Raw genomic sequence first — 25587 nt, forward strand, 5'->3', positions numbered from 1 at the left:
CCATGGAAAAGCTACTCGCCCTGTTTCAAGACGCTACCCAATCGGGCCTGCGCGACATCGCCACTGCGCTCGACCGGTTTTCGCAAGGCGTCGCTGACGAACTCGCCAACGCGAAGCCGCGGGCGATCGCCGCGGCCGACGACGACGCGCAGCTGCCGCTCGACGTCGCGCTGTTCGATAGTGCGCCGACGGTCGCGGTACCGAAGCATGCCGAATTCGCGCCGCTGCTCGAGGTTGGCCACCGGTTCCTGATGACGGCCGAGGGCGTCTTCGTCGAGGTACGGCGTCCGTGGCTCCACGTGATTCAGCAGATGGCGAAGCACAACGAGACAGGCCCGCGGCCACCGTACGGTTTAATCATGCCGAAGATCGAACTTGCATTCGGTCGACTCGGCGTCGCGCTCCCGTTCGTGCAGGCGTTCGCGGAAGAAGCGCAAAGCGCACTGCCGAACGAGCACGCGGCATGGATCGTGTGGGATAACGACAAACAGGAACTCGCTTACAAGGCGATCCATGTCTCGTCTGCTTCGCCGGGCGCGATCACGTTCGAGCGCCCGGAGCTGCAGCCCCACGAGTCGCTCGCGATCGACCTGCATAGCCACGGCGCTGCGCCGGCGTTCTTCAGCGCACAAGACGATTCCGACGACGCCGGCGAAGTGAAGATCTCCGCGGTGCTCGGTGGCTTGGGCGACGGCGGCACGCCGAGTGTTGCATTCCGCCTATGCGTGCTCGGTATTGTCATCCCGCTTAAGGTGCCGGCGTCGGCCGTGTTCAAGGTCGCGGAGCCGGCATGACGCACATCACGCCCGCGCACTTTCTCGATCGGCGCGTAAATATCGCGCTGATCGGCTGCGGCGGCAATGGCTCGCAGATGCTGACGGGCCTCGCGCGACTCAACCATGCGCTGACCGCGCTCGGCCATCCCGGCTTGCACGTCACCGCGTTCGATGGCGATACCGTCAGCGAGGCGAACATCGGCCGCCAGATGTTCAGCCCGGCCGACGTCGGCCAGCACAAGAGCGTCGTGCTGGTTCACCGCCTGAATGCATTTTTCGGGCTCGATTGGACTGCGCGACCCATTCACGCGGGACCGAGCGAACTGGTCAACGTGGGACCGGGCGTCGCTGTGGTGTGCGTCGATAGCGCAGCTGCTCGAGCAAAGATCGCTCCGCTCCTCGCGCGGACCGCAGCGTACGTGATGGATCTCGGAAACCGCGCCAGCGACGGGCAAGTGATCTTCGGACACTTCCGCCAGGCTGATCCGGTTGGCGGAAGTGTCGCGCTGCGCTGGCCATACGACGTGCTGCCGGAGCTTGTCGACGAGTGGGCGATCGAAGACGACACACCGAGCTGCGGCCTCGCCGAAGCGCTCGAGCGCCAGGAGCTTTTCATCAATCAGGCGATCGTCACGCCGGCGCTCGGGATTCTGTGGGAGTTTTTCCGGCACGGCCGGCTCAGCTGGTGCGGCGCGTTCGTCAATCTGAAAACCGGGCACGTGCGCCCGCTGCCTGTGGATAGCCCGGCATGACTCTCGACCTTGTCGGCGGCCACCACGCCGGCCCATTGTTCGTGCCGGTGAAGCGCCGCTCGCCGATCCTGCGCACGAGCCGCCAGCACGGCATGCGCCGCCGGGCACGTGAGCGGCGCGCCACGCCACCATGGGCCGACAAGGCGAAGATCCGCGCGATCTACGCAGAGGCCGAGCGGCTAACGCGCGAAACGGGCGAACAGCACGTCGTCGACCACATCGTGCCGCTGGCCGGCAAGCTGGTTTGCGGGCTCCACGTCGACTACAACCTGCAGATCATTCACTGGCTGCCGAACGCCCGCAAAAGCTGGATGACGTGGCCCGACATGCCTTTCGAACAATTGGAGCTTTTGTGATGAATCTAGGCTATGACGACGTTGTTTCCATCTGCGACGCGCACGGCATCTGCTTGCCTGTTGAGTGCGTGGAAATGGTCGTGTCGATTTTCGACCACGCGGTAGCGCAGCAATCGGTGTGCGACTGCGAGAATCCTGAGCCTGAATCCGGCGCCGCGCTCGTCAGTAACGAATGTCCGGTCCACAACTTGAACCCGCAGCCAGCACCGCAAGATGGCGCGGATGAGCGGGCACGATTTGAGGCGCACATGTCCGTTGACAGCGGCCTCGACGGGGTATCGCTTTTCCGGAACGGCGACGGCAAATACGTCCAGCGCGAAATGCAGGCAGCTTGGGTCGGATGGCAAGCCGCTCTCGCTTCCAAGGCCGCACCAATAGCTGCGGCAGAGCCGAACGTGCTGCCTCAAGCCGTTTTGGATGCGCTGCGCTTCTATGCGCACAGTCACCACTTCAACATCGATGCCGATCACCAGCAGTTCGATACCGTCAGCGGCGAGCCACAGAACTGGTTGATGAGCGAGAAGGATGACGACTGCACGATGATCGAAGACGGCAGCGTCGCCAAGGCCGTTCTGCTTGGCGGATTGCCGGGATTCGAGGAGCCCACCGAACCTATCGAGGGCGAAGCGTTCGCCGCCAGCCCTCCCGCCCCAGTAGCGTCAACCGAGGAGGCGGTGCTGGTTGCCTGGGTCCGCATCCGTAGTGACGGTTCATTCGAAGGCCCGATCATGGATAGCGATTCCCGCATGGATGGGGTGCGCCGGACATGCGGCGCATGGACGCCCCTCTACACCCATCCCGAAACAGCGCAATCGAGGGAGCCAGTGAGCAACGATCAGGTCGCGAAGTGGGCACGGCGCATAACTCTGCCTTTGGACGATTCCGAGTGTGTCGCGCTTGTGCAGGAAATTCTCGCCACCCAGCAGCCCTCTCCGACTGCCGTGGTGCTGGACTATGAGCGGGCAGCGCCATCCTGTGAATATTTCGTTTATGACCAGAACGGCGGACATGTCGAATTCTATGAAACGGACGCGCAACGCGCAGAGGGACACGCAGAAGGCATCGCTGAATATCGGAAGGAATCGATTAGTGACGGCGAATGGCCTCTGGACGTTGAATGCATCGTATCTGGCGTCGTCACACACAAGACTGTTTCGGTGAACGACGATGGCGAAACTTGCGATTACGAAGCCCGCGCCACATCTCCGCAACCAGCAGCGCAACCATCAAGGGCGGAAGTGCTGGAGACGTGGCAGCCGATAGAGACAGCCCCCAAGACCGGACGCACGCTGTTGCTCGGCTATCCCAACGTTCCAGGCAAATGGCGCACCGTCCGTGGGCAGTGGATGTCCGAGGCATACATCGCGGAAAATTGGGAAGAATCTGACGACGCGGAGGCCGGATGGTACGAGACATCAGCAGAGGCTGACGACGTCCCCAACTGCTGGCCGGTCACGCCCACACATTGGATGGCTCTGCCCATCGCACCAGGGGAAGCGCAATGATGACTCTCTCGCAGTATTACCTCATCAAGGTAGCCGAAGAAGCCGCGGAAGTAGCGCAGATCGCACTCAAGGCAGCGCACTTCGGGCTGAGCGAGATCCAGCCGACACGCGCCGAAACGAACGCTGAGCGCATCTATGCCGAGCTGAATGATCTGCTCGCCATGGTCCATCGCCTCGGCGAAGTGTCGAACGGAGAGTTCTGGTTCGACATCGGCTCGCCCGATCACGTGGCAATCGCTACGAAGCTGGCAAAAGTCAGTCACTACCTGGCTTACTCGCAATCGCTCGGACTCGTCGAGGAGGTCGGCAATGCTGATTCGACGCATTGAAGGCGCTACGCGCAACCTCGGCGCACCGCCGAATTGGGATGGCGACATCTCGAAATGCGACGTGCTGCCTATTCTGGACGTCACGACCGACCAAGGGCCGTTCATGGTTTCTTCGTGGGAGCCGACGCCGGCCGAGTTGGCGGCGCTCAACGCCGGCGCATCGCTCAAGCTCTGGATCGCCGGGACCGCCCATCCAGTTGTTGCGCTTACCGTCGCCACCATCGAGCCGGGCCGGCCGTGACACTCCCCGAACTCTTCATGTGGCACCGCGAACAGGTCGAGCGCTTCGCATGGCTCGCGGACAACCACAAAACGACTGGCGGCGGCACGAGGCATCGAGCAGCCGTCACGCGGCGCAATCAGAAGCTCGCCGCATTCCATGCCGACGCGGCGTCGCTGCTGAAGCTGATGATGCAAACGACTGGCGTGCTCGAGCAGGCGGATGCCGTTATCGACTCATTGCAGGATCGGAAAACGGGTTACCGAGAACTCGCTCCGAGACGCAGTAACGATTAGAGCCGTCGGCGCGTTTGGTGATGGTGCAGGTGTCGTGAGTCCATCGATCCCAAACCACGTAAGGAAGAACCGGCTCGAATCGAGTCATCCAAGCAGCGACGAAAACGGCCACCGCCATAACGAAGACTGCGGCCCAAGCGGGCGTGATTCGGCGCATGCCAACTCCGTTTAAGAATTTTTGTGAATCCTAGCATGGCCGAAGCAGCACAACGAGTAATCGAAACAACGCGCAAACAGTGGGGTATCCAATGATCGGAGCTATGTTTTTGACGGCGGATGAACTCGTCGAGCTGACCGGCCGGCGCCAGCGCGAATCGCAGGCACAAGCGCTGCGCACGATGGGCATTGAGCACAAGGTGCGCGCCGACGGGCGTCTTGTCGTGTCTCGCCGGCATGTCGAGCAGAAGCTGGGTGTCGCGGCAGCCGGGCCGGTCGACGTCGACGCGCTGATTGACTGGAGCGCGGCGTAATGCCAAAGCCCCGAAAAAAAGAGAACAAGGGGCTTCCTGCGCGCTGGCGCATTGCGCACGGCGCGTACTACTTCCAGGTTCCCAAAGGATTTGAATCGAAGTGGGACGGCAAGCAGTTATTCCGGCTCGGCAAAACGCTGCCTGAGGCATATCGCACCTGGGCGGACCGCGTCGCATCGATCGACGACGCGAAGACAATCGCCGAGCTTCTGGATCGGTATGCACTCGAGGTCGTGCCGAAAAAGAGTGTCACCACGCAGGCACAAAACGCAGTCGCCATAAAACGCGTGCGCGCGATGCTCGGCAACGTTCCGTTGCTCGGACTGAAACCGCGGCACGTGTACCAGTACATCGACAAGCGCACAGCCAAGACCGCGGCGCGCCGCGAAATGGAGATCCTTTCCCACGCGTACACAAAAGCCGTCGAGTGGGGTTATCTCGACCGGCACCCGTTCAAGGGAGAGGTTCGCCTCGATGGCGAGCGGCCACGCACGCGATACGTCGAAGACTGGGAGATTGTCGAGTGCCTGGCGGTTGAATCGCGCCGCAAGGCGGGCAGTGTGCTGGCGATTCAGGCCTACATGCGCGTCAAGCTGCTCACGGGCCTGCGCCGCGGCGACCTGCTGCGCCTGACGATGTCAAACCTGCAGGATGACGGCATTCACGTCACGCCCGGAAAAACCGAACACTCCACCGGCAAGCGCCTGATTATCGAGTGGTCGGACGAGCTGCGCGAGGCCGTCGCGATGGCGAAGGCAGCGCGCCCGGTGAAACTGGCGCCGTGGCTTTTCTGCAACATGCGTGGCGAAGGTTACTTCGATGAAGAGTCGGGGCGCGCCGGCGGATGGGACACGATGTGGCGCAACTTCATGGCCAAGGTTCTGGAGACAACCAAGGTCAAAGAGCGATTCACCGAGCACGACATGCGGGCTAAGTGCGCGAGCGACGCGGAGACTTTGGAGCATGCCAGAGCCCTACTCGCGCATGCCGACGGGAAGGTCACTGAGAAGATTTACAGGCGAAAACCGGAGCGCGTGAAGCCGTTGCGATAGCGCGGCCAAAGGTACAAGGCCGATTCTTAGGTACAGCGCGGGAAATCGATCGGCCGCAAAGCGTTGTTGGTGTTCTGGCGGAGAGACGGGGATTCGAACCCCGGATAGGTTATTAACCTATACACGCTTTCCAGGCGTGCGACTTAAACCGCTCATCCATCTCTCCGGCGGGAGCCGAATTATAGCAAACTCTGGGGCGCACGCCAGCCCTGCCGGAAAACGCCTCTCAAACGCCCTGAAAACTCCCGCCACACGCTCACCTGGCCGACTCAAGGATGCCGGATGTAGTCCACCAGCGCCCGCGTATAAGCATCCGGTTTGCGATCGACGAGGCTCACCAGGATCGCCACCAGAAAGCCCGCCGGCACGCCGAACACCCCCGAGCTGATGGGCTCGATGCCAAACCACCTCGGCCCCGCGAACCCGGTCATCTGCGTAAAGAACGGATACGTCGAGACGATGTAGTAGACGCACACCCCGAGCCCCGCCACCATCCCCGCCACCGCGCCGCGCCGGGTCGTGCGTTTCCAGAACACGCCCAGCACCAGCACCGGAAACAGGCTGGACGCCGCCAGCGAAAACGCCGCTCCCACCAGAAACAGGATATTCCCCGTGTTTAACGACGCCACATACGAAGCGAACAACGCCACCCCCAGCAGCAGAATCTTGGAGATCGTCACGCGCCGTTGGCTCGATGCGGCCGGGTCGACCATGTGATAGTAGACGTCGTGCGAAAGCGCATTCGCAATGGTCAGCAACAGGCCGTCCGCGGTCGAAAGCGCTGCGGCGAGCGCCCCCGCAGCAATCAGCCCCGACATCACATATGGCAGCCCCGCAATCTCCGGCGCCGCCAGCACGATCATGTCCGGCTGCATCTGGATCTCGCTCCACTGCACGATGCCGTCGCGATTCGTGTCGGCGACGCTGATCAGGTTCGGCTCGATCCTGAGCCACTGCGTCAACCATTGCGGCAGTTCGGCAAACGGATGTCCGACGAGGTTCGTCAATATCTCGTACTTCATCAGCACCGACAGCACCGGCACCGTCAGATAAAACAGCGCGACGAAGAATAGCGTCCAGCCGACCGAGCGCCGCGCCGACGCCACCGAAGTCGTCGTGTTGTAGCGCGTCAGGATATGCGGCAAGCTCGCCGTCCCCAGCGACAAACACAGCAGCAGCGACAGAAAATTGCGCTCGTGGGTCTGCCGGTCTGCACCGCTGAGCGCGGGAAACGGCTCGGACATCGGCACCGGCGCCGAGGCGCGCATCAGCAACGCCTCGCGCTGCTGCGTCCAGACAATCTTCGCGGCCGTCGCGTCGTGCGGAAACTGTTCGAGCGCGCGTTCGCCCGTATTGATGTCGCGCAACGGCCCGTTATGGCGTCGCAGATCCGCCACCTTCGCGCTCAGTGCCTGCTTCGCGTCAATGAACGATTGCGGCAGGCGGTCGATCTGCGTTTGCAGCTTCGCCGCCTGCAGCCGGTAGTCGGCGCGCACGCTCTGATCCTGCGGCGCATCGCGCACCTGGCGCTCGAGGATTTCGACGCGCGTCAGCAGGCGCCCATAGCTGAACTGCGGCACCCAGCCGAGACCGTCCTTGTGCGCGATCATCGACACCGGAATCAGGATCGCAAAGATCAGGATGATGTATTGCGCGACCTGGGTCCACGTCACCGCGCGCATGCCGCCCAGAAACGAACATACGAGAATGCCGGCCAAGCCGCAGAAGATGCCCACCGCGAAGTCGACGCCGATAAAGCGCGACGCGATCAGCCCCACCCCCTGGATCTGCGCCACCAGATAGACGAACGAGCACAGGATCGCGGCGAGGGCGGCAAGTCCGCGCACTGCGTTGCTCGAGAAACGCGTGCCGAGAAAGTCCGGAATCGTGTAGCGCGCGAGCTTGCGCACGTATGGCGCGAGCAGGAATGCCGTCAGGCAATAGCCGCCGGTCCAGCCCATCAGATACGCGAGACCATCGTAACCCGTCGCGTAGATCGAACCCGCCAGCCCGATAAAGGACGCCGCCGACAACCAGTCCGCCGCGGTCGCCATGCCGTTGAAGGCGGACGGCACGCGCCGTCCCGCAACGTAATACTCCACCAGGTCCGACGTGCGTGACAGCAGGCCGATGACCGCGTACACGGCGATCGGCACGAACAGGAACACGTAGCCGATCCACACGCCCGGTCCGGTCACCGCTTCGATGCGCCACATCACATAGATGAAGACGAGAAAGCCGAGCGTATAGAGCGCGTAAGAGCGGATCAGCCGATGCGTAAGCGTCATCGGTTCAATTTCCGCGTGCGGCTGTCAGGCCGGCGACCGCCGCGTCCGCGTCGAAGGCGCGTTGCAGCGTGCGATCCGCCCGCCGCATCAGCACGATATAGACGACGATCAAGCCGACGTAGACAAGGATCGCCCCTTGCGCGCCGAGATAGAACGGCAGGCTGAAACCGGCGAAGCGGACCTGCGTGAGCGCGGGCGCCGCGAGCGGCACGACGAACGACACCACGAAGCCGAGCGTCATCAGCACGGCAATCAGTATGAGGTTGAAGCGCCAGTAGCGCTGGTGCGCGCGCGCCATCGCGTCCGAGACCGGCGGCGGTTCGGGCGGAGAATGCAACTCGGCTGGGGAGGGGGTATGCGGCGCGGCCATGCGCCTATGTATCAAAAAGGCACCGGGCAGGCAATCGGGATTGTCCGCGCGGTGGCCGCAGTGGCTGCACTGGCTTTCAGGCCTGTGGCTCTTGCCCAGTGGTTTTAACAGGCTCTACGAGGTGAGCCGAAGCTCACCCGCACAACTAATCCACCGCAATAGGGCTGCAATCTCAGAGCGACTCGCCGAGCTGATCGAGAATCGCCGGGTTCTCCAGCGTCGACACATCCTGCGTAATCTCTTCGCCCTTTGCGAGCGAACGCAGCAGACGGCGCATGATCTTGCCGGAACGCGTCTTCGGCAGGTTGTCGCCGAAGCGGATGTCCTTCGGCTTGGCGATCGGACCGATCTCCTTGCCGACCCAGGCGCGCAGTTCGTTGGCGATCTTCACCGCTTCCTCGCCTTCCGGACGCGAGCGCTTGAGCACCACGAAGGCGCATACAGCCTCGCCGGTTGTGTCGTCGGGGCGCCCCACCACCGCCGCTTCGGCGACGATCGGGTTGGACACCAGCGCCGATTCGATCTCCATGGTGCCGAGCCGATGGCCCGACACGTTGAGCACATCGTCGATGCGGCCCATGATCGTGAAGTAGCCGGTTTCCTTGTCGCGCACCGCGCCGTCGCCGGCGAGATACAGCCTGCCGCCGAGCTCTTCGGGGAAATAGCTCTTTTTATAGCGGTCCGGATCGCCCCACACGTTGCGCAGCATGGAAGGCCACGGCCGCTTGACCACCAGGATCCCGCCCTGCCCGTTCGGCACGTCCTGGCCGGTCTCGTCCACCACCGCGGCCATGATGCCCGGCAGCGGCAGCGTGCATGAACCCGGCACCAGCGGCGTGGCGCCCGGCAGCGGCGTGATCATGTGACCGCCGGTTTCGGTCTGCCACCACGTATCGACGATGGGGCAACGGCCGCCGCCGACGTTCTCGTGATACCACATCCACGCTTCCGGATTGATCGGCTCGCCGACCGTGCCGATCACACGCAGCGACCCCAGGTCGTAGCTCTTCGGATGAATCTTCGGGTCGGCTTCCGCGGCCTTGATCAAGGAGCGGATCGCGGTCGGCGCCGTATAGAACAGCGACACCTTGTGCTTGGCGATCATGTCCCAGAAGCGGCCCGCGTTCGGATAGGTCGGCACGCCTTCGAACACCACCTGGGTGCCGCCGAGCGCCAGCGGGCCATACGTGATGTAGCTGTGTCCGGTGATCCAGCCGATGTCGGCGGTGCACCAGAACACGTCGGTCGGCTTCCAGTCGAAGGTCCACTTCAGGGTCTGCGCGGCCCACAGCAGATAGCCGCCGGTGCTGTGCTGCACGCCCTTCGGCTTGCCGGTCGAACCCGAGGTGTAGAGGATGAAGAGCGGATGCTCGGCGCCCACCCATTCCGGCGCGCATTGGTCCGACTCGCCCTGGGTAATCTCATGCAGCCACAGGTCGCGGCCTTCGTGCCATGCGACCTTGCCGCCGGTGCGCTTGTACACGATCACACTCTTGACGGCGTCGCAGCCGCCCATCGCCAGAGCTTCGTCGGCGATGTTCTTCAGCGGCAATGCCTTGCCGCCGCGCATCTGTTCGTCGGACGTAATCAGCGCCACCGCGCCCACGTCGACCAGACGCTCGTTGAGCGACTTCGACGAAAAGCCGCCGAACACCACTGAATGCGTCGCGCCGATCCGCGCGCAGGCCTGCATGGCGACGATGCCTTCGACCGACATCGGCATATAGATCACCACGCGGTCGCCCTTCTTCACGCCGCGCTTTTTCAGCGCGTTAGCGAAGCGGCTCACGCGCTGCAACAGATCCTGATAGGTGACGTTGGTGACGGTGCCGTCGTCCGCTTCGAAGACGATCGCGACGCGCTCGCCATGGCCGGCTTCGACGTGACGGTCGAGGCTGTTATAGGAGGCGTTCAATTCGCCGTCCTCGAACCACGTATAGAACGGCGCCTTCGACTCGTCGAGCACCTTCGTGAAGGGCTTGTGCCAGCTCAGCGTCTCTTTCGCAAGACGCCCCCAGAAGCCTTCGTAATCGCGTTCCGCTTCGGCGACGAGCGCCCGGTACGCGTCCATGCCGGAGACCGTCGCGCCTGCCACTGCGTCGGCAGAGGGAGGGAAAACGCGGCGTTCCTGAAGAACCGATTCAATCGCAGACATCGACTACCCCTTGGTGAAGATAAACGTAAATCCTGTGCCGGCGCGCCGGTCGCGCGCCATGTCATGGCGACGCCGCAAGGCAACTACGCGGCGCCTGTCTCCAACCCTCGCGGAGCCTTCACTCTCCGCGCAGCCGGGCGGCGCATCCGCGTGCGGCACTGCAATATGCCCGCGAGGCGACGCCCGACCCGTTCATCGCTCACGATAAACGTTGCAACTTACCGGCCACTTACGCAAGCCTCGACAGGCCCCATAGAGCGCGATGCTACTCGCTTAAGCCTTGCTGCGGGGCCGGTACGGGCCCGTTGCCTGAACCGGCGCGCACTCCGGCGGCGAACGCCTGACGGTGGCGTGCCATATCCGCTGCCATACCCGCCGCCATGTACGAGCCCTTTTACAATGTTAACTGAACTCGCCGCCCAGCTTCAGCCAACGGCACCGGCTGCCGGTTTGCCCGTCTCCACGAGGTATACCCGGGTGTCGCTGTACAATAGCGCGCCTGCACAAGCTCCGCGAGTTCTACGCCGCTTGTCTGCGGGTGGTCCGCCGTTTGTCCGAAGCGCCCGGCCGTCCCGTGCCGTCCGCCTCCATCGCCCTGACGCCCTGACTCTTGCCCATGTCCGCTCCGCGCCCCGACTCTGCTGGTAGAACGCGCCGCCCGATGCGCCCGCTGCCCGCCATCATCTTCATGAGCCGCTGGCTGCAGGTGCCGCTTTACCTCGGCCTGATCATCGCGCAAGGCGTCTACGTCGTTCTGTTCATCAAGGAAGTCTGGCATCTGGTCACGGCTTCCATGACGCTCGACGAAACCAACGTCATGCTGGTCGTGCTCAGCCTGATCGACGTGGTGATGATTTCGAACCTGCTGATCATGGTGATCATCGGCGGCTATGAAACCTTCGTGTCGCGTCTGGGCGTCGAAGGTCATCCGGACGAGCCCGAGTGGCTCGATCACGTGAATGCCGGCGTGCTGAAGGTGAAGCTCTCCATGGCGCTCATCAGCATTTCGTCGATCCATCTGCTGAAAACCTTCATCAGCCCCGACCAGAATACGACGCATACCATCATGTGGCAGGTGATCATCCACCTGGCGTTCCTGGTGTCGGCGGTGGTGATGGCCCTCGTCGACCGTCTGACCACGCATACGCATCCGGCGCATTTTCATGAGCCGGCGCGCGAGCAAACTGTTTCCACTCCCCTGAAGGCGCATGACTGAACCCGCAGCCGTTGCGATCAGCACCATAAGCGCCCATTGTCCCCACTGAGCTACTCATGACCGTCATCAAACAGGAAGATCTGATTCAGAGCATTGCTGATTCGCTTCAGTACATCAGCTACTACCACCCGCTCGATTACATCCAGGCCCTCGGCCGCGCCTACGAACTCGAACAGAGCCCGGCCGCGAAGGATGCGATCGCGCAGATCCTCACCAACAGCCGCATGTGCGCCGAAGGCAAGCGCCCGATCTGTCAGGACACCGGCATCGTCACGGTGTTCGTGAAGGTGGGCATGGACGTGCGTTGGGACGGCGCGACGATGAGCGTCACCGACATGATCAACGAAGGCGTGCGCCGTGGTTATCTGAACCCGGACAACGTGCTGCGCGCCTCGATCGTGAGCCCGCCGGAAGGTGCGCGCAAGAACACCAAAGACAACACGCCGGCCGTGATCCACTACGAGATCGTACCGGGCGACAAGGTCGACGTGCAGGTTGCGGCCAAGGGCGGCGGCTCGGAGAACAAGTCGAAGTTTGCGATGCTGAACCCCTCGGACTCGATCGTCGACTGGATCCTCAAGACCGTGCCGACGATGGGCGCCGGCTGGTGTCCGCCGGGCATGCTTGGCATCGGCATCGGCGGCACCGCTGAAAAGGCGATGCTGATGGCGAAGGAATCGCTGATGGATCCGATCGACATTCAGGACGTCATCGCGCGCGGCCCGCAAGACTGGATCGAAGAACTGCGCGTCGAGCTGCATGAGAAGGTCAATGCTTTGGGCATCGGCGCGCAAGGTCTCGGCGGACTGGCCACCGTGCTTGACGTCAAGATCATGGCGGCGCCCACGCACGCGGCTTCGAAGCCTATCGCGATCATCCCGAACTGTGCGGCTACCCGTCACGCTCACTTCACGCTGGATGGCTCGGGCGTCGCGAAGCTCGAAGCGCCGTCGCTCGACGCATGGCCGAAAGTGCAGTGGGAACCGGACACGGAAAAGAGCCAGCGCGTCGATCTGAACACGCTCACGCCGGAACAGGTTGCCGGCTGGAAGCCGGGCCAGACGCTGCTGCTGTCGGGCAAGATGCTGACGGGCCGCGACGCGGCCCACAAGCGCATCGCCGACATGCTCGCCAAGGGCGAAAAGCTGCCGGTCGACTTCACCAACCGCGTGATCTATTACGTCGGCCCGGTCGATCCGGTGCGTGATGAAGCCGTAGGTCCGGCAGGTCCGACCACCGCGACGCGCATGGACAAATTCACCGAGACGATGCTATCGCAAACAGGTCTCATTTCGATGATCGGTAAAGCCGAGCGCGGCCCGGTCGCCATCGAAGCGATCAAGAAGCACAAGGCCGCGTATCTGATGGCCGTCGGCGGCGCCGCGTACCTCGTCTCGAAGGCGATCCGCAGCGCCAGGGTGCTGGCGTTCGAAGACCTCGGCATGGAAGCCATCTACGAATTCGACGTGCAGGACATGCCGGTGACGGTGGCTGTCGATTCGCACGGCACCTCGGTCCATCAGACCGGCCCGAAGGAATGGCAGGCAAAGATCGGCAAGATTCCGGTCGCGACGGTTTGAAACCAGCCATGAAGCCTGGTTCAAGGCCAGCTTCAGCGCCCGCGGCCTCTTGATCAAGGCAGACGGCAAAGCCGGGACCGCGAGTCCCGGCTTTTTCATTGCGCTTTTTCATTGATACGCGACGGACGGCAGTTCCTGGCCGTCGCGTCAGTCAAAAAATGCTTCGATCCTTGGCTTTTTTGGACCGGACGTTTATTGTTGTTGAAATTCGTATTTCAGAGCCCCACAAGGAAAAAATCATGCAAGGCGACAAGAAGGTCATCGAATATCTGAACTCGCAGTTGAAGAACGAATTGACCGCGATCAACCAGTACTTCCTGCACGCCCGGATGTACAAGCATTGGGGTCTGGAAAAACTCGGCAAGCACGAATACGACGAATCGATCGGCGAGATGAAACACGCTGACTGGCTTATCGAACGTATTTTCATGCTCGACGGCCTGCCGAATCTGCAAGACCTGCACAAGTTGCTCATCGGCGAGGAAACCAAAGAAATCCTCGAATGCGATCTGAAGCTCGAACAGATTTCGCAGAGCACCTGCAAGGAAGCCATTGTGTATTGCGAATCAGTACGCGATTTCATCTCGCGTGAAATCTTCGTGAAGATTCTCGACGACACTGAAGAACATATCGACTGGCTGGAAACGCAACTGGATCTGATCGACAAGGTCGGCATCCAGAATTACCAGCAAAGCGGCATGGGCTCGATCGAATCCTAAGCCGTGCAGCCCGCGCATCGCTTCATGCATTGCGCGGGCGTTATAGTTCTGTTTTGTCCTCGCTGCCCTCGTCCGCTTCCGTGACCGCATCCATGCCTACCGCCTCGTCAGACGCAGCTTTTACCGCGCCCGTCTCGCGCGCTGCCAGTGAGCTTCACCCGAAGCACGCGCCGGTCGGCGTGTTCGATTCGGGACTGGGCGGCTTGTCGGTGCTGCGTGCGGTACGCGCGCAAGTACCCGACGAATCGATCATCTACGTCGCCGACTCGCTCTACGCCCCCTACGGCGAACGCGACGACGACTTTATCGCCGACCGCACGCTGGCCATCGGCCAATGGCTCGTCACGCAAGGCGCCAAGGTGCTGGTGGTGGCCTGCAATACGGCGACGGCGCAGTCCATCGCGCTGGTGCGTGAGCGCCTGAGCATTCCATTGATCGGCGTCGAACCGGGTATCAAACCCGCCGCCTTGCAATCGAAGACCCGCGTGGCCGGCGTGCTCGCCACTCAGGTGACGCTGCGCAGCGCCCGCTTTCAGACACTGCTGGAACGTTACGCCGCCGACTGCCGCTTCCTTTGCCAGCCGGGCCACGGTCTCGTGCAGGCCATCGAGCGCTGCGACGTCGGCTCGGCCGAATTGCGCGCGCTGCTCGGCAGCTATCTGCAGCCCATGCTCGATGCCGGCGCCGACACACTCGTGCTCGGCTGCACGCATTACCCGTTTCTCGACGCGGCGATCCGCGATATTGTCGGCGAGCGCATGACGCTGATCGACACCAGCGTGGCCATCGCCCGCCAACTGGAACGCGTGCTCGACCAAAACGGCCTGCGCGCCGAGCCCGGTCGCCCGGCCGATCTGCCCCGTTTTTGCTCGACCAGCGACGGCGCGCATCTGCAACAGCTCGCCGCGACGCTGCTGAATCTCGATGCTCCGGTGGAAACCGTGCTTATCCCGTCGCGGCGCACCGTTGCGCCGGATTCACAGGCCGCCTGAGCCTCTTTGTAGCGGCTGGCTCTGCGGTTTTGCCCCGGCCCGGCCCTTGCCCTGCTGCCTGAGGAGCGGCGCTGACGTGGCCCCAAGGTGGCCCCAAGCGGACCAATACCCGCAAATTACCCGCAATCCCCCGCGACCATCCGTCCCATCCAGGTGCCTCGCCGCCCATCCGGCCCCATCCCCGCCCCAGGTTACCCCTCCTAACAGGCTGGTTTTGTTACAAAAATTCCCGCCGGACGCTTGCCAAATGCAGCAAACATAATGATAATAATTCGCATTAACGTTAGCTATTGCGCCCAACCATGATTGTCTGCGTGTGCAAGTCTGTATCCGACCGGAAGATCCGTGCCTCGATCGCGGAGGGCGTCGATTCCTTCGACGAACTCCAGTTCGAGCTGGGCGTCGCCACCTGCTGCGGCAAGTGCGAAGAGTCCGTGCGCGATGTGATGGCGCAAAGCGGCGTCTGCGCGAGCCATTGCGGGGTCGAGCATCACGCGCATCCGGTTCCGCTCACGTTTTACGAGCGCAAGGCCGCCTGATCCTGCCGGCCCGGCGTTCGCCGTGCCCTGAGTCCGTCGCGGCCTCACGTTTTAGTCCACTGCCGTCAGCAAGCCAGTACACGTTACCAGCCAGCTACCCGCTCACCCCGTAACAGGAGTTCGAGATGGAATTGCTGATTGGTTTCGTGACCACCCTGTGCATTTCGCTGCTGATATTCCGAAAATGACGTTGTTTTGTCGTAGACCCGGTGTCGACGGCGCACGGTCGCGCTGACATGCGCACCTCGCCTTCCGTCCCAGCCGGCTTCGAGCCGGCGCCTTCAACCCGCAGGAATTCCCGCACCCTCACGGCAACCGCCGCAGTCGCCGCGATTCATCTCGCGCTGCTCGCGGTGATTCTAAGCATGCGTCACGAGCCGCCGGTTCGTCCGCTCGAATCGCGCACCATGACCGCCGAATTGCTGAGCCCGGCGCCCGTGGCCGCGCCGGTCGCGCTGCAGTCGATCGCCCCGCCGCCGCCCAAACCGACGCCGCCGGTCCCGCACGTCAAGCCCAAAGTGCAGCCGCGCCCGACGCCCAAGCCGACGCCGGAGCCCCTGCCGATGGCGGCGAGCCCGTCACCGACGGCGCCCGCTCCGGCCGAAGCCGCGCCACCGACATCGGCAGCCCCCGCCGCGCCGGCCGCCGCCGCAGCACCGGCGATCGGCCGTCCGACCATGGAAATCAGCGCGCCGAAGAACGTCTCGCATCTCGACTGCAATATCGCCAAACCCGATTACCCGGCCATGTCGCGGCGGCGTGGCGAAAGCGGCACGGCTTACGTCCGCTTCGTCGTGGGCCTGACCGGTAACCTCGAGAACATCGAGCTGAAAAAGAGCAGCGGCTACGACCGCCTCGACCAGGCCGCGCTGGACGCCGTCAGGGAAAGCTCATGCAAGCCCTATCTCGAGAACGGCGTGCCGATCCGGGCCGCCTACACGCAGCCTTATCAGTTCGGCCTGAGCGACTGAGCGCGGCGAACGCGAACACTGACCACAGCGAGCCGCCAGCGCCTCCAGGCGGCTCCAGCAAAAGACTTTAAAAAGGAATAGCCATGCAGAACTACGGTTTGGCCCACGTCTGGGCACAAGGGGATTTCGTGACGCGCGGCATCGCGCTCGCGTTGCTGATCATGTCGGTGCTGTCGTGGACGGTGATCGTCGTCAAAGGCTGGAACGTGATGCGTCTGAAGCGCCTGACGCGCAACGCCGAGCAGTCGTTCTGGCATTCGGACGATCTCTCGGATGGCGTGCAGAAACTCGGCGCCGGCGCTTCGTCACCGCAGGACAACCCGTTCCTCGCGCTCGCGCTGTCGGGCCAGGAAGCCGCTGACCACCATCACCAGACGCAACCGCATCTGCACGACCGCATGGACGTGTCCGACTGGATCACGCGCTGCCTGAAAGACACCATGGACGACAGCGTCGCCAGCATGCAAAGCGGCCTCGCCATCCTCGCATCGATCGGCAGCACGGCGCCGTTCGTCGGCCTGTTCGGCACGGTGTGGGGCATCTATCACGCGCTGGTGGCGATCGGTGCGAGCGGCCAGAGTTCGATCGATCAGGTGGCTGGCCCGGTCGGCGAGGCGCTGATCATGACCGCGTTCGGTCTGTTCGTGGCGATTCCCGCCGTGCTCGGCTATAACGCGCTGACGCGCGCCAACAAGGCAATCGTCACCAAGCTGAACCGCTTCGCGCACGGCCTGCATGCCTTCTTCGTGACGGGTGCCCGCCTGTCGTCGTCCAGACGCGGCGACGGCCTGCGTCTTGCCACCCGCACTCACTGATAGCGAGGTCCTCAGATGGGAATGAGCCCCTTCGCCAGCGACGACGACGATGGCCTGATGAACGAAATCAACATGACCCCGCTCGTCGACGTCATGTTGGTTCTCCTGATTGTTTTCATGGTGACGATTCCGGTGATCCGCCACGCGGTGAAAATCGATCTGCCGCATGCGAGCAGCCAGAAGGAAGAGACCAAGCCGGCGCAGGTCAGCGTATCGATTCAGGCTGACGGCACTGTGTTGTGGGACGACAAGCCGGTCAGCAGCGACGACCTGCGCGCAAAGATTGCGCAAGCCGCGCAGGCCGATCCGCAACCGGAACTGCATCTGAACGCCGACCGCAAGGTAGCCTATGAAAAGGTGGCCGAAGTGATGTCCGCCGCCCAATCCGGCGGGCTCACGAAAATCGGCTTCGTGACGCAGCCGCTGAGCCACTAGCAACGGCTGATGTGCGACTCGCTAAAGGCGTGAAACACCCTTGTTTTAGGGGTTAAATGCAAAAGGCTGCGCGCGAACTCAGGCGCCCAAAGTAAAAGGCCTTCATCGTCGGATGAAGGCCTTTTTTTGTGCGCACTCGGCGCCTTCGGGCGGCGAGATCACCAGCCATCGGATGAGTGGCCAGCGACTCCACATGCGACAGCCGTGGTCGACACGGACAGCGCGGTCAGCCCTATCAGGCTCGCTATGATAGCGGCCATGAGTTTTCGCTCAGGAGACTCCTTGGCGAAGGGATTTCACTATAGGCCCGCCGGCTCGTGCATTCAAGCAAACGCCGATTGAAAGTACTCATTGCAGACGGCGCTTAAATGCCAAAACGATATGACGCCGTCATACAGCCGTTTGTGCAATCGTGTGTTCTGCCACTTCATGTGCCGCTTTAACTGCCGCTTCATCTGCCACTCCAACTGCCACTTCATCCGCCACCTTGGCCGGTGCCGGCTGCCCCGCCTTGCGCTTTTCTGCAGTCGTAGGACACTCGTCGATCTTATGCTTGCCGGTATCCGGGTCCAGCATCTCAACCAGATAATCGACAAACGCGCGCACCGCGGGCACCATCCCCTGGCGCGACACGAACACCGCGTAGAGCTGCGGCGTGGGCAAGGTCCAACCCGGCATCACCGGCGACAACCGGCCGGCGCGTAACGCGGCGCCATACATCATCTCCGGCAACGCGGCGATGCCGACACCCGCCAGCACGGCTTCGCGAATCGTCATCAGATCCGCGCTCACCAGCCGTGGCTCGTGCTCGAGCGCGTGACGAGTGCCTTCCGGCGAGATCAGTTGGAACACGTGACGGCCGTCGGTGGTGGGCGTATCGAGTGTCTCGAAGCGGTTCAGGTCGGCGGGCAGCAGCGGCGGCGCGTTCTGCTGCAACAGGCTCGGCGCGCCGACCAGCATCTGCTGGGTGCGCCACAACGGCCGCACGACGATGTTGGCGTTTTCAGGCGGCTCCGAGCGGACCCGCAGCGCAACATCGATGGCGTCCTCGAACAGGTCGACCACGCGATTGGTGACGTGCATCACCACCCGCACTTCCGGATAACGATGCATGAATTCCGGCAGGATCTGCGACAGCAGCGTCTGCGAGACGGTGACCGGCACACTGACGCGCACCGAGCCGCGCGGCGACGAACGAAGCTGCTGCACCACGTTGACGGCCGCCTGTGCTTCCGAAAGCATGGCCTGACAATGCTGGTAGAACAGTTGACCGGCCTCAGTGAGCGCCAGCTTGCGGGTGGAGCGCTGCAACAGACGCACGCCGAGCGACGCCTCCAGCTCGGTCAAACGACGCGACAGACGCGACTTCGAGATGCCCAGCACGCGTTCGGCGGCGGAAAACCCGCCGTGCTCGACGACCTGCGAAAAGTACATCAGGTCGTTCAGATTATGCGAATCGATCTTCATCTCGTCGTTCCATGAATAGAACAATCCATTGCGTCACGGTGGCTGGCACCTCGAAAAACGGTCCCTATAATAGCCCTATGTTTCAGAAATAACGCTATTCCCCATTTTTCAAGGTGACTTTTGATGAGCTCGACACGCACGATCGAACGCACGTATCCGGCGGTTCGCACCACCGAAGGCGGCGGCTTTATCGTCCATCGGCCATTCCCGACCCGCATGCTGATGGATTTCGACCCGTTTCTGCTGCTCGACGAAATGGGCCCGGTCGATTACGCCCCCGGCGAAGCCAAAGGCGCGCCGGATCATCCGCACCGTGGCTTCGAGACCGTCACCTATGTGCTCGAGGGCCAGTTCGGCCATAAGGATTCGGCCGGCCACTCGGGCACGCTGCGCGCCGGCGACGTCCAGTGGATGACCGCGGGCGCCGGGGTCGTCCATAGCGAAATGCCGGACCCGGAATTCGTGCGCACCGGCGGCCGCGTCCACGGCCTGCAACTGTGGATCAACCTGCCGCGCAGCGACAAGATGATCGCGCCGCGCTACCAGGAAATGCCGTCCGCGCAGATTCCGGTCGCGACCTCCACGGACGGCCAGGTCAGCGTGAAAGTGATCGCCGGTGAAGCGCTGGGCGTGACGGCGGCCATCGAAACGCGCACGCCGATCCTGTATCAGCATTTCACGCTGCAGCCGGGCGCGCAGATCGTGCATGCCGTGCCGGCCAATTACCGCGTGTTTGCTTACGGGCTGTCGGGCAAAGGCTTCTACGGCGAAGGGCGTCATGAAATCGAGGCGCGCCAGATGATCGTGTTCGGCAACGACGGCGAAACGGTGACGATCGCAGCCGGCGAGGAACCGCTCGACGTGCTGCTGCTCGGCGGCGTGCCGCTGAAGGAACCGGTGGTGCGCTACGGCCCGTTCGTCATGAATACTGAAGACGAAATCCGCCAGGCCGTAACCGACTACCAGGCAGGCCGCATGGGGCAAATCAGCCACTGACCTCTACGGCACGAAGCCGGACAATTTCGTTCACAATAGCGACTCATGCCGCGCGCCGCAGACTCTGCACCGCGCGGCGCATCCCGTCCCTGTTCAGGAGCGCGCATGGCCGAGTCCAACGTCACCGCCCATATCGGCTCGACGAATTTCCAGGTTCTCCTCGACGACGGCAGTCACACGTGGCTCGCCGACGAACCCGAAGCGCAGGGCGGCGGCGACCGCGGCCCCGCGCCGGTGTCGATACTGCTGTCGAGCCTCGGCGCCTGCACGTCGATCACGCTGAAGATGTATGCGCAGCGCAAGGGCTGGCCGCTTGCGGACGTCCACGTGACGCTCTCCATCGAAACCGGCGACGAAGGCTCGACCATCGACCGGCGCATCGTGCTCGAAGGCGATCTGTCGGACGAGCAGCGGGAACGTCTGTTGCAGATTGCCAATGCGTGCCCGGTGCACAAGATCCTGACGCGCCCGATCTCGATCCGCTCGGGCCTTGCAGCGGCCTGATTTCGCCCGCCTCGCCGGCACCTTGTCCAGCCGGCTCATTGCTTTAAAAGGAAGGCATCGTTTTGAATTTCGAACATCTCGTCCAGATCAACGATCCGTTGAATCCGTTCGTCGACACCATGACGCGCGATCAATTGTGGGAAGGACTGGTGCTGCGCGCCGAACAGCCGCAACTGTTCGTGCTGGGACTCGATACCTGCACGATCCTGTCGCGCACCGACAGCACGCTCGAACGCGAGCTGCATTACGGCCAGGTGTCCGTGCGCGACCGCGTGACGCTCACGCCCAACGACAGCGTGCGCTACGACATCCTCGCCACCGAAACGCACGTCGGAGGGTCGCTGACCATGACCATCGAGCAGCCCGACGAACTGCAACTGTTCCTGCGCTTCGAATACAGCACCACCCTGCCCGTCTCCGACGACCAGGATGCGCGTCAGACCCAGGAAATCGTCAAGTCGGCGTACCGCGAATCGGACATCGACACGGTGCGCCTGATTCGCCAGTACGTGCAAGGCCGCAAAGCGCCCGACGCGCTGCATTGAGGACCGGGGGCGTTCTGCCCCTTCCCTCGCGGTCCCTGACAATCCCCTGACTATCGAAACTTCATTCCGATGAATTTATCGTCTTGTAAATGGGAACGATTATCATTTAGAATCACTCCATCGAATCGACAAACCGACGGAACGAATGAACGACCTCACGCGCTCTTCTACGCTTAGCCTGCGCCGCCCGGCGGCCGCTGCGCTGACCAGCCGTCCGAAAGCCACGGCCGCCGCCGCGCCGAGACCGTCAGGCGAGCGCAGCAACGCCGCCGCGCCGAAAGCCACCACGGCCGCGCCGTCGGTACGCAGCGAAACGCTGTTGCAAGGACACAGCCACGTGAGCATCGTGCATAACGGCGAGACCTACCAGTTGCGCGCCACACGGCTCGGCAAGCTGATTTTGACGAAGTAATGCAGGACGTACCGGGTATTGTGGGGACCACCTCTTCGCGAGGTGTTGGGGCATTAGCCAGCAAGACGGCTTGCACGTGAGAACTAGACCCCTTCGTGCAGATTACCAAGCCAGCCGTCGCAGCAAGCCGTGCCACTTTTTTGGTTCTCACTTGATGCGGGCAGGCGCCATGAGGCGTGCCGCAATTGCTGAACGAACGAAGCCGTGCGGATGGCGACATCCCACGGCTTTCGTGTTTCTGCTTTTAGGGCCACGCTTTTAAGGCCACGCCACCGCGCCCGTCACTTCGAGCCGTCAGCGCGCCCAGCCCCAGAACATCAGCCACCACGCGCTATCGACCACGGCTAATGCGGCGATGAACCACACCATTGCAAAGCCGCGCTGGAAAAGCCGCGCGCTGTAGCGTCGCGTGATGAGCCACGCGAGCCAGGCGCTCCACAGGTTCGCCACCGTGAGAATCGCGATCCGCAGATCCGTTGCCCACCATAGCGAAAGATGCTCCGCGCGCAACAGCGACAGCGTGGTGGCCGAGAGTCCGAGAAACACGCCCGTGCCGGCAATCGGAATCAGGCCTTGCACGAGATGATGCAGCCGCACCGTGCTGAAGCGGCCCAGCGTGCGCGTGGCGCCCATCAGCAACGCGAGCAGGATAGTGCCGTAGACGAGCCCGGTGGCAAGGATATAGCCGATCACCAGCGAGCCGTCGAGCCACGAAAACACATCGTTTTGCTCGGGATAATGCGTGAAGAGGAACCACGGCGCGTTGGTCGCGAGCGGCCATGTAACGTCCTGATCGATTAGCCACGTCGCAAGGAACATCTTCAGCTGGACAAACCATGGCGAAGCCGTCCAGTGAAACGCGCCGATCGCGATACCGAGCAGGCCGTAGAGAATCAGCGCGGTGTCCCAGCCGCTCGCCTGGCGGTCGCCGAGTTCCACCACTTCTGAAGACGGCGCTCGCCACGTTAGCGCAATCGCATCGCGATGGCCGCTACAGCGCCCGCACATGTGGCACGCCGCGGCGCCCTTCATGTTGCGCAGGGGTAAAAGCGGCGCACAGTTGATCGGAATCACGCGATGGCCGTGTTCGCCCTCTTTATACGAGCGTCGCCAGGCGTCTTCGTCGACCTTGTAGTGAAATGGCGCGAGCCGCGCCAGAAGCGCAAAAACCCCGTTGACGGGGCACAGGTATTTGCACCAGACGCGCTTCTCGCGCCCATACAGCAAGCCGATGATCATGGCTGCGAAGGTCGAGCCGCCCAGCACCAGCAACACCGCTTTGGGATACTGATAGACGCTCACCATCTGCCCGTAGAGGGTAGTCAGGCCGAAGGCGACGAATGGCCAGCCCCCCCAGCGCATCCAGCGCGGAATCGCCTTGCCGCGCCCATAGCGGCTGGCGAACTCGGCGAGCGCGCCCTCCGGACACAACACGCCGCACCACACGCGGCCCAGCATCACCATCGAGAGCAGCACGAAAGGCCACCAGATGCCCCAGAACACGAACTGCGCGGCCAGCGTGAGGTTGTTCCACAGATGCGCCGTGTCGTCGGGCAAGGGCGTAAAGGCCGGCACCAGAATCAGAAACGCGTAGACCGCCACCACGCCCCACTGGAGGCCGCGAATCAGCGCGCCATGCCGCTGCATCCATTGACCCGCCGCGGCGAGCCGGCCAGGGCCTGGCTGTCCGCCATGCTCGAGGCGGCGCGACGCCTGGCTCATGCTACGCGTCCTGCGGCCGGCTGGACCGGCCGCCGGTTGGCCCGGCGCACCAGCAGGCCGACGACGCCCCAGTAGACCGCATACGCCAGCAGATTCATCAACGCCGGATGGGCGCGATACCCCGTGAGCGTGGCGACCAGCGAGCCGAAGGTGCTCGAGTCGTCGAGCAGCGCCGACGTGTTCCACAGCTGGTCGACGAGCGTGGGCAGAATCTCCTTGTCGATCAGCTTGTCGACGCCGGTCTCGAACAGGCCCGCGCCGAGAAACAGCAGCACGATTTCGGTGACGCGGAAAAAGAGCCGCCACGAGAAGAACTTGCCGCCAAGCTGCAACACGTAGAACGTCAGGAATGCCAGGCCCAGACCGAGCAGCACGGCCAGCATCTGGCTGCCGTCCACGTGGCCCGACTGGCCGAAGCCAAGGCCGTAGAGAAAGATGACCGTCTCGCTGCCTTCGCGCGCAATCGCCAGCGCGACCAGCACGGCAATGCCCCACCAGTTCGAATCGCGCGTGCTCCGTTGCAGCGACTGTTCCATATCGCGCTTGAGCGTGCGGCCGTGCTGCTTCATCCACAGCACCATCTGCACGATCAGCACGCAGGCGACCAGCACCATCGCGGTCTGGAAATAGTCCTGCGCGTCGCCGGACAGCACCTCGGTAAAGCCGATCAACGCCGCACCGAGCGCGAGCGCCGCGAGGATGCCCACGCCGACACCCGCCCACAGATACGGCAAGCCGCGCCGCGCATTGTCGTCGCCGTTCTTCAGCCACGCGTACAGAATGCCGACGACCAAAAGCGCCTCGACGCTCTCCCGCCACACGATGAACAACACCTGACCCATCGAACTTCTCCTGCTGCTTGAGCGGACGCCGCACCTGCGCGTCCGGACCCGTTACCGCCACGGCGCAGCACAGCGCCGCGCTGCGACTACTTCGCGACGATCACGCCCTGCGCCTGCTGGTGGAAATCGTCGAAGAACTTGTACTCGCCCGGCGACAGCGGCGCGATCACCACGAACGAATCCGCGCCCGGCGCCAGCACTTTTTCCTTGCGCAACTGCACGCTTTCGAACTCGGCCGCGCCCTTGCCTGTGTTGCGCACTTCGATCTTGATGCGCTGCCCGGCCGGCACCTCGATGCGCGCCGGATTGAGCTTGCCGTCCGCCATTTCGAGCTTGAAAGTCGGCAGGTCCGCGGCATGCGCGGCGCCGACGAGCGAGGTCGTCATGGCGAGAATGGCGATTTTTCGGTTGATTCTCATGAGTCTTTCCAGAAAAGCCGGTGCGTGAATCCGCAGCGTGAATCAGTACCCGCCCTTCTTGCCGATGCCTGCATACGTGAAGTCGTATTCGAGCGTGAACGGCTTGAACCACGGACCCACGCCGGTTTCCTTGTCGACGTGACGGCCGAAGGCCATGTGGCCGGTTTGCATCGGCGGTGCAATGAACAACTTGAGATGGTATTTGCCGGGGCCTTGCAGCTTGACGTTGTCGCCGTAGTGCGGGCCGTCGTTGGCGACCATCGCCATCATGTCGCCTTTCTGCGGCTGGGCGGAACCGGCCTTGGTCAGCTCATAGCTCACCTGCAGATAGGGCATCCAGTCGCCTTCGGCAAAACCGGTGGGATTGTTCTTGACGGCGTGAATGTCGGCTTCCAGATGGACGTCCGAATCCGACGCCTTGCGCATCATGCCTTCCGGTTCCATCGTGATCGGCTGCAGATAGACCGCGCCGATTTCCATGCCGCCCTGAATCTGCTGCTTGCCGATGGGATACTCCGCGGCCATTGCCGACACCGCGACCGCCGCCGCGGCGATCACACCGCCGCGCAGAAATGAAGAGACTCGCATTGAAACTCCTTGTTTTTTTGGACCAAGACGACAAAAACCCACCGCAGAACAGCGCGCCGCGTTCCATTCAGAATCATTTCTTGAATTTACTAACGTTAATGCGAACCATTCTCAATATTGAACGAAGTTTATCATCGTTCAGCAACGAGAACAAATGATGGCGGGCGAAAACCCTTTTGTACAAAGGATTCAGCGCATTGGATGACGCGCGCGGGGGTTCCGACAGAACCCTCGTCACGGTCTTACAGAAGAGTGA

General features: G+C 62.8%; 29 protein-coding genes and 1 tRNA gene. 21 read left to right on the top strand and 9 right to left on the bottom strand.

Translation table 11 applies throughout. The annotated features are described in order from the left end of the window. Window positions 1–2: 2 nt before the first annotated feature. The 9 genes from FQ755_RS12625 to FQ755_RS12665 all read left to right on the top strand — a co-directional run bounded on the left by FQ755_RS12625 (window position 3) and on the right by FQ755_RS12665 (window position 5756). Window positions 3–794: a PRTRC system protein A gene (locus tag FQ755_RS12625; protein ID WP_144154514.1), complete on the top strand. Its 792-nt coding sequence runs from the start codon at window positions 3–5 to the stop codon at window positions 792–794. Further along, window positions 791–1528 carry a PRTRC system ThiF family protein gene (locus FQ755_RS12630; protein WP_144154516.1) on the top strand — a complete coding sequence of 246 codons (738 nt, stop codon included), beginning with the start codon at window positions 791–793 and terminating at the stop codon, window positions 1526–1528. The genes FQ755_RS12625 and FQ755_RS12630 overlap by 4 nt, the downstream gene beginning before the upstream one ends. Beyond that, on the top strand, window positions 1525–1884 hold the full coding sequence (locus tag FQ755_RS12635; protein WP_144154518.1) for a hypothetical protein: 360 nt from the start codon (window positions 1525–1527) through the stop codon (window positions 1882–1884). Before FQ755_RS12630 ends, FQ755_RS12635 begins: the two co-directional genes overlap by 4 nt. Beyond that, a complete protein-coding gene (locus FQ755_RS37315) occupies window positions 1884–3389 on the top strand; it encodes a hypothetical protein (RefSeq protein ID WP_186308506.1) in 1506 nt (501 codons plus the stop codon). The genes FQ755_RS12635 and FQ755_RS37315 overlap by 1 nt, the downstream gene beginning before the upstream one ends. After that, window positions 3386–3718, top strand: a complete 333-nt coding sequence (locus FQ755_RS12645) for a hypothetical protein (RefSeq protein WP_144154520.1) — start codon at window positions 3386–3388, stop codon at window positions 3716–3718. Before FQ755_RS37315 ends, FQ755_RS12645 begins: the two co-directional genes overlap by 4 nt. Beyond that, window positions 3699–3959: a hypothetical protein gene (locus FQ755_RS12650; RefSeq protein ID WP_144154522.1), complete on the top strand. Its 261-nt coding sequence runs from the start codon at window positions 3699–3701 to the stop codon at window positions 3957–3959. Before FQ755_RS12645 ends, FQ755_RS12650 begins: the two co-directional genes overlap by 20 nt. Next, a complete protein-coding gene (locus FQ755_RS12655; protein ID WP_144154524.1) occupies window positions 3956–4234 on the top strand; it encodes a hypothetical protein in 279 nt (92 codons plus the stop codon). Before FQ755_RS12650 ends, FQ755_RS12655 begins: the two co-directional genes overlap by 4 nt. A gap of 260 nt (window positions 4235–4494) precedes the next feature. Then, the gene (locus FQ755_RS12660) at window positions 4495–4704 is read left to right on the top strand and encodes a DUF4224 domain-containing protein (protein WP_260858521.1); all 210 of its coding nucleotides are present in this window, start codon (window positions 4495–4497) and stop codon (window positions 4702–4704) included. Window positions 4705–4937: 233 nt separating this feature from the next. Beyond that, the gene (locus FQ755_RS12665) at window positions 4938–5756 is read left to right on the top strand and encodes a tyrosine-type recombinase/integrase (RefSeq protein WP_260858522.1); all 819 of its coding nucleotides are present in this window, start codon (window positions 4938–4940) and stop codon (window positions 5754–5756) included. A gap of 75 nt (window positions 5757–5831) precedes the next feature. Here FQ755_RS12665 and FQ755_RS12670 read toward each other — a convergent pair. The 4 genes from FQ755_RS12670 to acs all read right to left on the bottom strand — a co-directional run bounded on the left by FQ755_RS12670 (window position 5832) and on the right by acs (window position 10569). Beyond that, window positions 5832–5922: transfer RNA gene (locus tag FQ755_RS12670), tRNA-Ser, on the bottom strand. A gap of 103 nt (window positions 5923–6025) precedes the next feature. Further along, window positions 6026–8044: a sodium:solute symporter family protein gene (locus tag FQ755_RS12675; RefSeq protein ID WP_144154530.1), complete on the bottom strand. Its 2019-nt coding sequence runs from the start codon at window positions 8042–8044 to the stop codon at window positions 6026–6028. 4 nt (window positions 8045–8048) lie between these two features. Further along, window positions 8049–8414, bottom strand: coding sequence for a DUF4212 domain-containing protein (locus FQ755_RS12680; protein WP_144154532.1), 366 nt, complete (start codon window positions 8412–8414; stop codon window positions 8049–8051). 172 nt (window positions 8415–8586) lie between these two features. Then, a complete protein-coding gene (gene acs / locus FQ755_RS12685; protein WP_144154534.1) occupies window positions 8587–10569 on the bottom strand; it encodes an acetate--CoA ligase in 1983 nt (660 codons plus the stop codon). A gap of 661 nt (window positions 10570–11230) precedes the next feature. On the opposite strand from acs, the gene FQ755_RS12690 reads away from it, so the two are divergent. The 8 genes from FQ755_RS12690 (at window position 11231) to FQ755_RS12725 (ending at window position 17836) form a co-directional block, all read left to right on the top strand. Next, entirely contained in the window at window positions 11231–11785 is a 555-nt protein-coding gene (locus FQ755_RS12690; RefSeq protein ID WP_409937433.1) for a TIGR00645 family protein, read from the top strand. Between the two features lie 56 nt (window positions 11786–11841). Beyond that, complete coding sequence (locus FQ755_RS12695) at window positions 11842–13365, top strand: fumarate hydratase (protein ID WP_144154538.1); 1524 nt, start codon at window positions 11842–11844, stop codon at window positions 13363–13365. 239 nt (window positions 13366–13604) lie between these two features. After that, on the top strand, window positions 13605–14084 hold the full coding sequence (gene bfr, locus FQ755_RS12700) for a bacterioferritin (RefSeq protein ID WP_074297671.1): 480 nt from the start codon (window positions 13605–13607) through the stop codon (window positions 14082–14084). Between the two features lie 92 nt (window positions 14085–14176). Continuing rightward, window positions 14177–15076 (top strand): glutamate racemase, encoded by a 900-nt coding sequence (gene murI, locus FQ755_RS12705; protein ID WP_144154540.1) that lies wholly within the window; start codon window positions 14177–14179, stop codon window positions 15074–15076. Between the two features lie 302 nt (window positions 15077–15378). Then, window positions 15379–15615, top strand: coding sequence for a bacterioferritin-associated ferredoxin (locus FQ755_RS12710; protein ID WP_144154542.1), 237 nt, complete (start codon window positions 15379–15381; stop codon window positions 15613–15615). A gap of 236 nt (window positions 15616–15851) precedes the next feature. After that, entirely contained in the window at window positions 15852–16586 is a 735-nt protein-coding gene (locus FQ755_RS12715; protein WP_144154544.1) for an energy transducer TonB, read from the top strand. 83 nt (window positions 16587–16669) lie between these two features. Continuing rightward, window positions 16670–17401 (top strand): MotA/TolQ/ExbB proton channel family protein, encoded by a 732-nt coding sequence (locus FQ755_RS12720; protein ID WP_144154546.1) that lies wholly within the window; start codon window positions 16670–16672, stop codon window positions 17399–17401. A 15-nt stretch (window positions 17402–17416) separates the two neighbouring features. Further along, complete coding sequence (locus FQ755_RS12725; protein ID WP_144154548.1) at window positions 17417–17836, top strand: ExbD/TolR family protein; 420 nt, start codon at window positions 17417–17419, stop codon at window positions 17834–17836. 390 nt (window positions 17837–18226) lie between these two features. On the opposite strand, the gene FQ755_RS12730 is transcribed toward FQ755_RS12725, so the two are convergent. After that, window positions 18227–19303, bottom strand: a complete 1077-nt coding sequence (locus FQ755_RS12730) for a LysR family transcriptional regulator (RefSeq protein WP_260858527.1) — start codon at window positions 19301–19303, stop codon at window positions 18227–18229. A gap of 123 nt (window positions 19304–19426) precedes the next feature. On the opposite strand from FQ755_RS12730, the gene FQ755_RS12735 reads away from it, so the two are divergent. The 4 genes from FQ755_RS12735 to hemP all read left to right on the top strand — a co-directional run bounded on the left by FQ755_RS12735 (window position 19427) and on the right by hemP (window position 21760). Then, complete coding sequence (locus tag FQ755_RS12735; RefSeq protein WP_144154550.1) at window positions 19427–20299, top strand: pirin family protein; 873 nt, start codon at window positions 19427–19429, stop codon at window positions 20297–20299. Between the two features lie 105 nt (window positions 20300–20404). Next, window positions 20405–20803 carry an OsmC family protein gene (locus FQ755_RS12740; protein WP_144154552.1) on the top strand — a complete coding sequence of 133 codons (399 nt, stop codon included), beginning with the start codon at window positions 20405–20407 and terminating at the stop codon, window positions 20801–20803. Between the two features lie 62 nt (window positions 20804–20865). Then, window positions 20866–21348 (top strand): SRPBCC family protein, encoded by a 483-nt coding sequence (locus FQ755_RS12745; RefSeq protein ID WP_144154554.1) that lies wholly within the window; start codon window positions 20866–20868, stop codon window positions 21346–21348. 145 nt (window positions 21349–21493) lie between these two features. Continuing rightward, window positions 21494–21760, top strand: a complete 267-nt coding sequence (gene hemP, locus FQ755_RS12750; RefSeq protein WP_144154556.1) for a hemin uptake protein HemP — start codon at window positions 21494–21496, stop codon at window positions 21758–21760. 294 nt (window positions 21761–22054) lie between these two features. Here the strand turns inward: hemP and FQ755_RS12755 are convergent, their stop codons facing one another. The 4 genes from FQ755_RS12755 to FQ755_RS12770 all read right to left on the bottom strand — a co-directional run bounded on the left by FQ755_RS12755 (window position 22055) and on the right by FQ755_RS12770 (window position 25331). Continuing rightward, complete coding sequence (locus FQ755_RS12755) at window positions 22055–23482, bottom strand: 4Fe-4S binding protein (protein WP_144154558.1); 1428 nt, start codon at window positions 23480–23482, stop codon at window positions 22055–22057. Further along, window positions 23479–24324: an FTR1 family protein gene (locus FQ755_RS12760; RefSeq protein ID WP_144154560.1), complete on the bottom strand. Its 846-nt coding sequence runs from the start codon at window positions 24322–24324 to the stop codon at window positions 23479–23481. Before FQ755_RS12760 ends, FQ755_RS12755 begins: the two co-directional genes overlap by 4 nt. 86 nt (window positions 24325–24410) lie before the next feature. Continuing rightward, window positions 24411–24743, bottom strand: coding sequence for a cupredoxin domain-containing protein (locus FQ755_RS12765; RefSeq protein WP_144154562.1), 333 nt, complete (start codon window positions 24741–24743; stop codon window positions 24411–24413). A 42-nt stretch (window positions 24744–24785) separates the two neighbouring features. Continuing rightward, window positions 24786–25331 carry an iron transporter gene (locus tag FQ755_RS12770; RefSeq protein WP_144154564.1) on the bottom strand — a complete coding sequence of 182 codons (546 nt, stop codon included), beginning with the start codon at window positions 25329–25331 and terminating at the stop codon, window positions 24786–24788. Between the last annotated feature and the right edge of the window lie 256 nt (window positions 25332–25587).

Source organism: Paraburkholderia sp. BCC1885, from assembly GCF_900996235.1.
Classification (GTDB): domain Bacteria; phylum Pseudomonadota; class Gammaproteobacteria; order Burkholderiales; family Burkholderiaceae; genus Paraburkholderia.

Bases quoted from the DNA above. Each gene is read 5' to 3' on its own strand.
- FQ755_RS12625 (WP_144154514.1), top strand. From the start codon at position 3: ATGGAAAAGCTACTCGCCCTGTTTCAAGACGCTACCCAATCGGGCCTG.
- FQ755_RS12630 (WP_144154516.1), top strand. From the start codon at position 791: ATGACGCACATCACGCCCGCGCACTTTCTCGATCGGCGCGTAAATATC.
- FQ755_RS12635 (WP_144154518.1), top strand. From the start codon at position 1,525: ATGACTCTCGACCTTGTCGGCGGCCACCACGCCGGCCCATTGTTCGTG.
- FQ755_RS37315 (WP_186308506.1), top strand. From the start codon at position 1,884: ATGAATCTAGGCTATGACGACGTTGTTTCCATCTGCGACGCGCACGGC.
- FQ755_RS12645 (WP_144154520.1), top strand. From the start codon at position 3,386: ATGATGACTCTCTCGCAGTATTACCTCATCAAGGTAGCCGAAGAAGCC.
- FQ755_RS12650 (WP_144154522.1), top strand. From the start codon at position 3,699: ATGCTGATTCGACGCATTGAAGGCGCTACGCGCAACCTCGGCGCACCG.
- FQ755_RS12660 (WP_260858521.1), top strand. From the start codon at position 4,495: ATGTTTTTGACGGCGGATGAACTCGTCGAGCTGACCGGCCGGCGCCAG.
- FQ755_RS12675 (WP_144154530.1), bottom strand. From the start codon at position 8,044: ATGACGCTTACGCATCGGCTGATCCGCTCTTACGCGCTCTATACGCTC.
- FQ755_RS12680 (WP_144154532.1), bottom strand. From the start codon at position 8,414: ATGGCCGCGCCGCATACCCCCTCCCCAGCCGAGTTGCATTCTCCGCCC.
- acs (WP_144154534.1), bottom strand. From the start codon at position 10,569: ATGTCTGCGATTGAATCGGTTCTTCAGGAACGCCGCGTTTTCCCTCCC.
- FQ755_RS12690 (WP_409937433.1), top strand. From the start codon at position 11,231: ATGCGCCCGCTGCCCGCCATCATCTTCATGAGCCGCTGGCTGCAGGTG.
- FQ755_RS12695 (WP_144154538.1), top strand. From the start codon at position 11,842: ATGACCGTCATCAAACAGGAAGATCTGATTCAGAGCATTGCTGATTCG.
- bfr (WP_074297671.1), top strand. From the start codon at position 13,605: ATGCAAGGCGACAAGAAGGTCATCGAATATCTGAACTCGCAGTTGAAG.
- murI (WP_144154540.1), top strand. From the start codon at position 14,177: ATGCCTACCGCCTCGTCAGACGCAGCTTTTACCGCGCCCGTCTCGCGC.
- FQ755_RS12710 (WP_144154542.1), top strand. From the start codon at position 15,379: ATGATTGTCTGCGTGTGCAAGTCTGTATCCGACCGGAAGATCCGTGCC.
- FQ755_RS12715 (WP_144154544.1), top strand. From the start codon at position 15,852: ATGCGCACCTCGCCTTCCGTCCCAGCCGGCTTCGAGCCGGCGCCTTCA.
- FQ755_RS12720 (WP_144154546.1), top strand. From the start codon at position 16,670: ATGCAGAACTACGGTTTGGCCCACGTCTGGGCACAAGGGGATTTCGTG.
- FQ755_RS12725 (WP_144154548.1), top strand. From the start codon at position 17,417: ATGGGAATGAGCCCCTTCGCCAGCGACGACGACGATGGCCTGATGAAC.
- FQ755_RS12730 (WP_260858527.1), bottom strand. From the start codon at position 19,303: ATGAAGATCGATTCGCATAATCTGAACGACCTGATGTACTTTTCGCAG.
- FQ755_RS12735 (WP_144154550.1), top strand. From the start codon at position 19,427: ATGAGCTCGACACGCACGATCGAACGCACGTATCCGGCGGTTCGCACC.
- FQ755_RS12740 (WP_144154552.1), top strand. From the start codon at position 20,405: ATGGCCGAGTCCAACGTCACCGCCCATATCGGCTCGACGAATTTCCAG.
- hemP (WP_144154556.1), top strand. From the start codon at position 21,494: ATGAACGACCTCACGCGCTCTTCTACGCTTAGCCTGCGCCGCCCGGCG.
- FQ755_RS12755 (WP_144154558.1), bottom strand. From the start codon at position 23,482: ATGAGCCAGGCGTCGCGCCGCCTCGAGCATGGCGGACAGCCAGGCCCT.
- FQ755_RS12760 (WP_144154560.1), bottom strand. From the start codon at position 24,324: ATGGGTCAGGTGTTGTTCATCGTGTGGCGGGAGAGCGTCGAGGCGCTT.
- FQ755_RS12765 (WP_144154562.1), bottom strand. From the start codon at position 24,743: ATGAGAATCAACCGAAAAATCGCCATTCTCGCCATGACGACCTCGCTC.
- FQ755_RS12770 (WP_144154564.1), bottom strand. From the start codon at position 25,331: ATGCGAGTCTCTTCATTTCTGCGCGGCGGTGTGATCGCCGCGGCGGCG.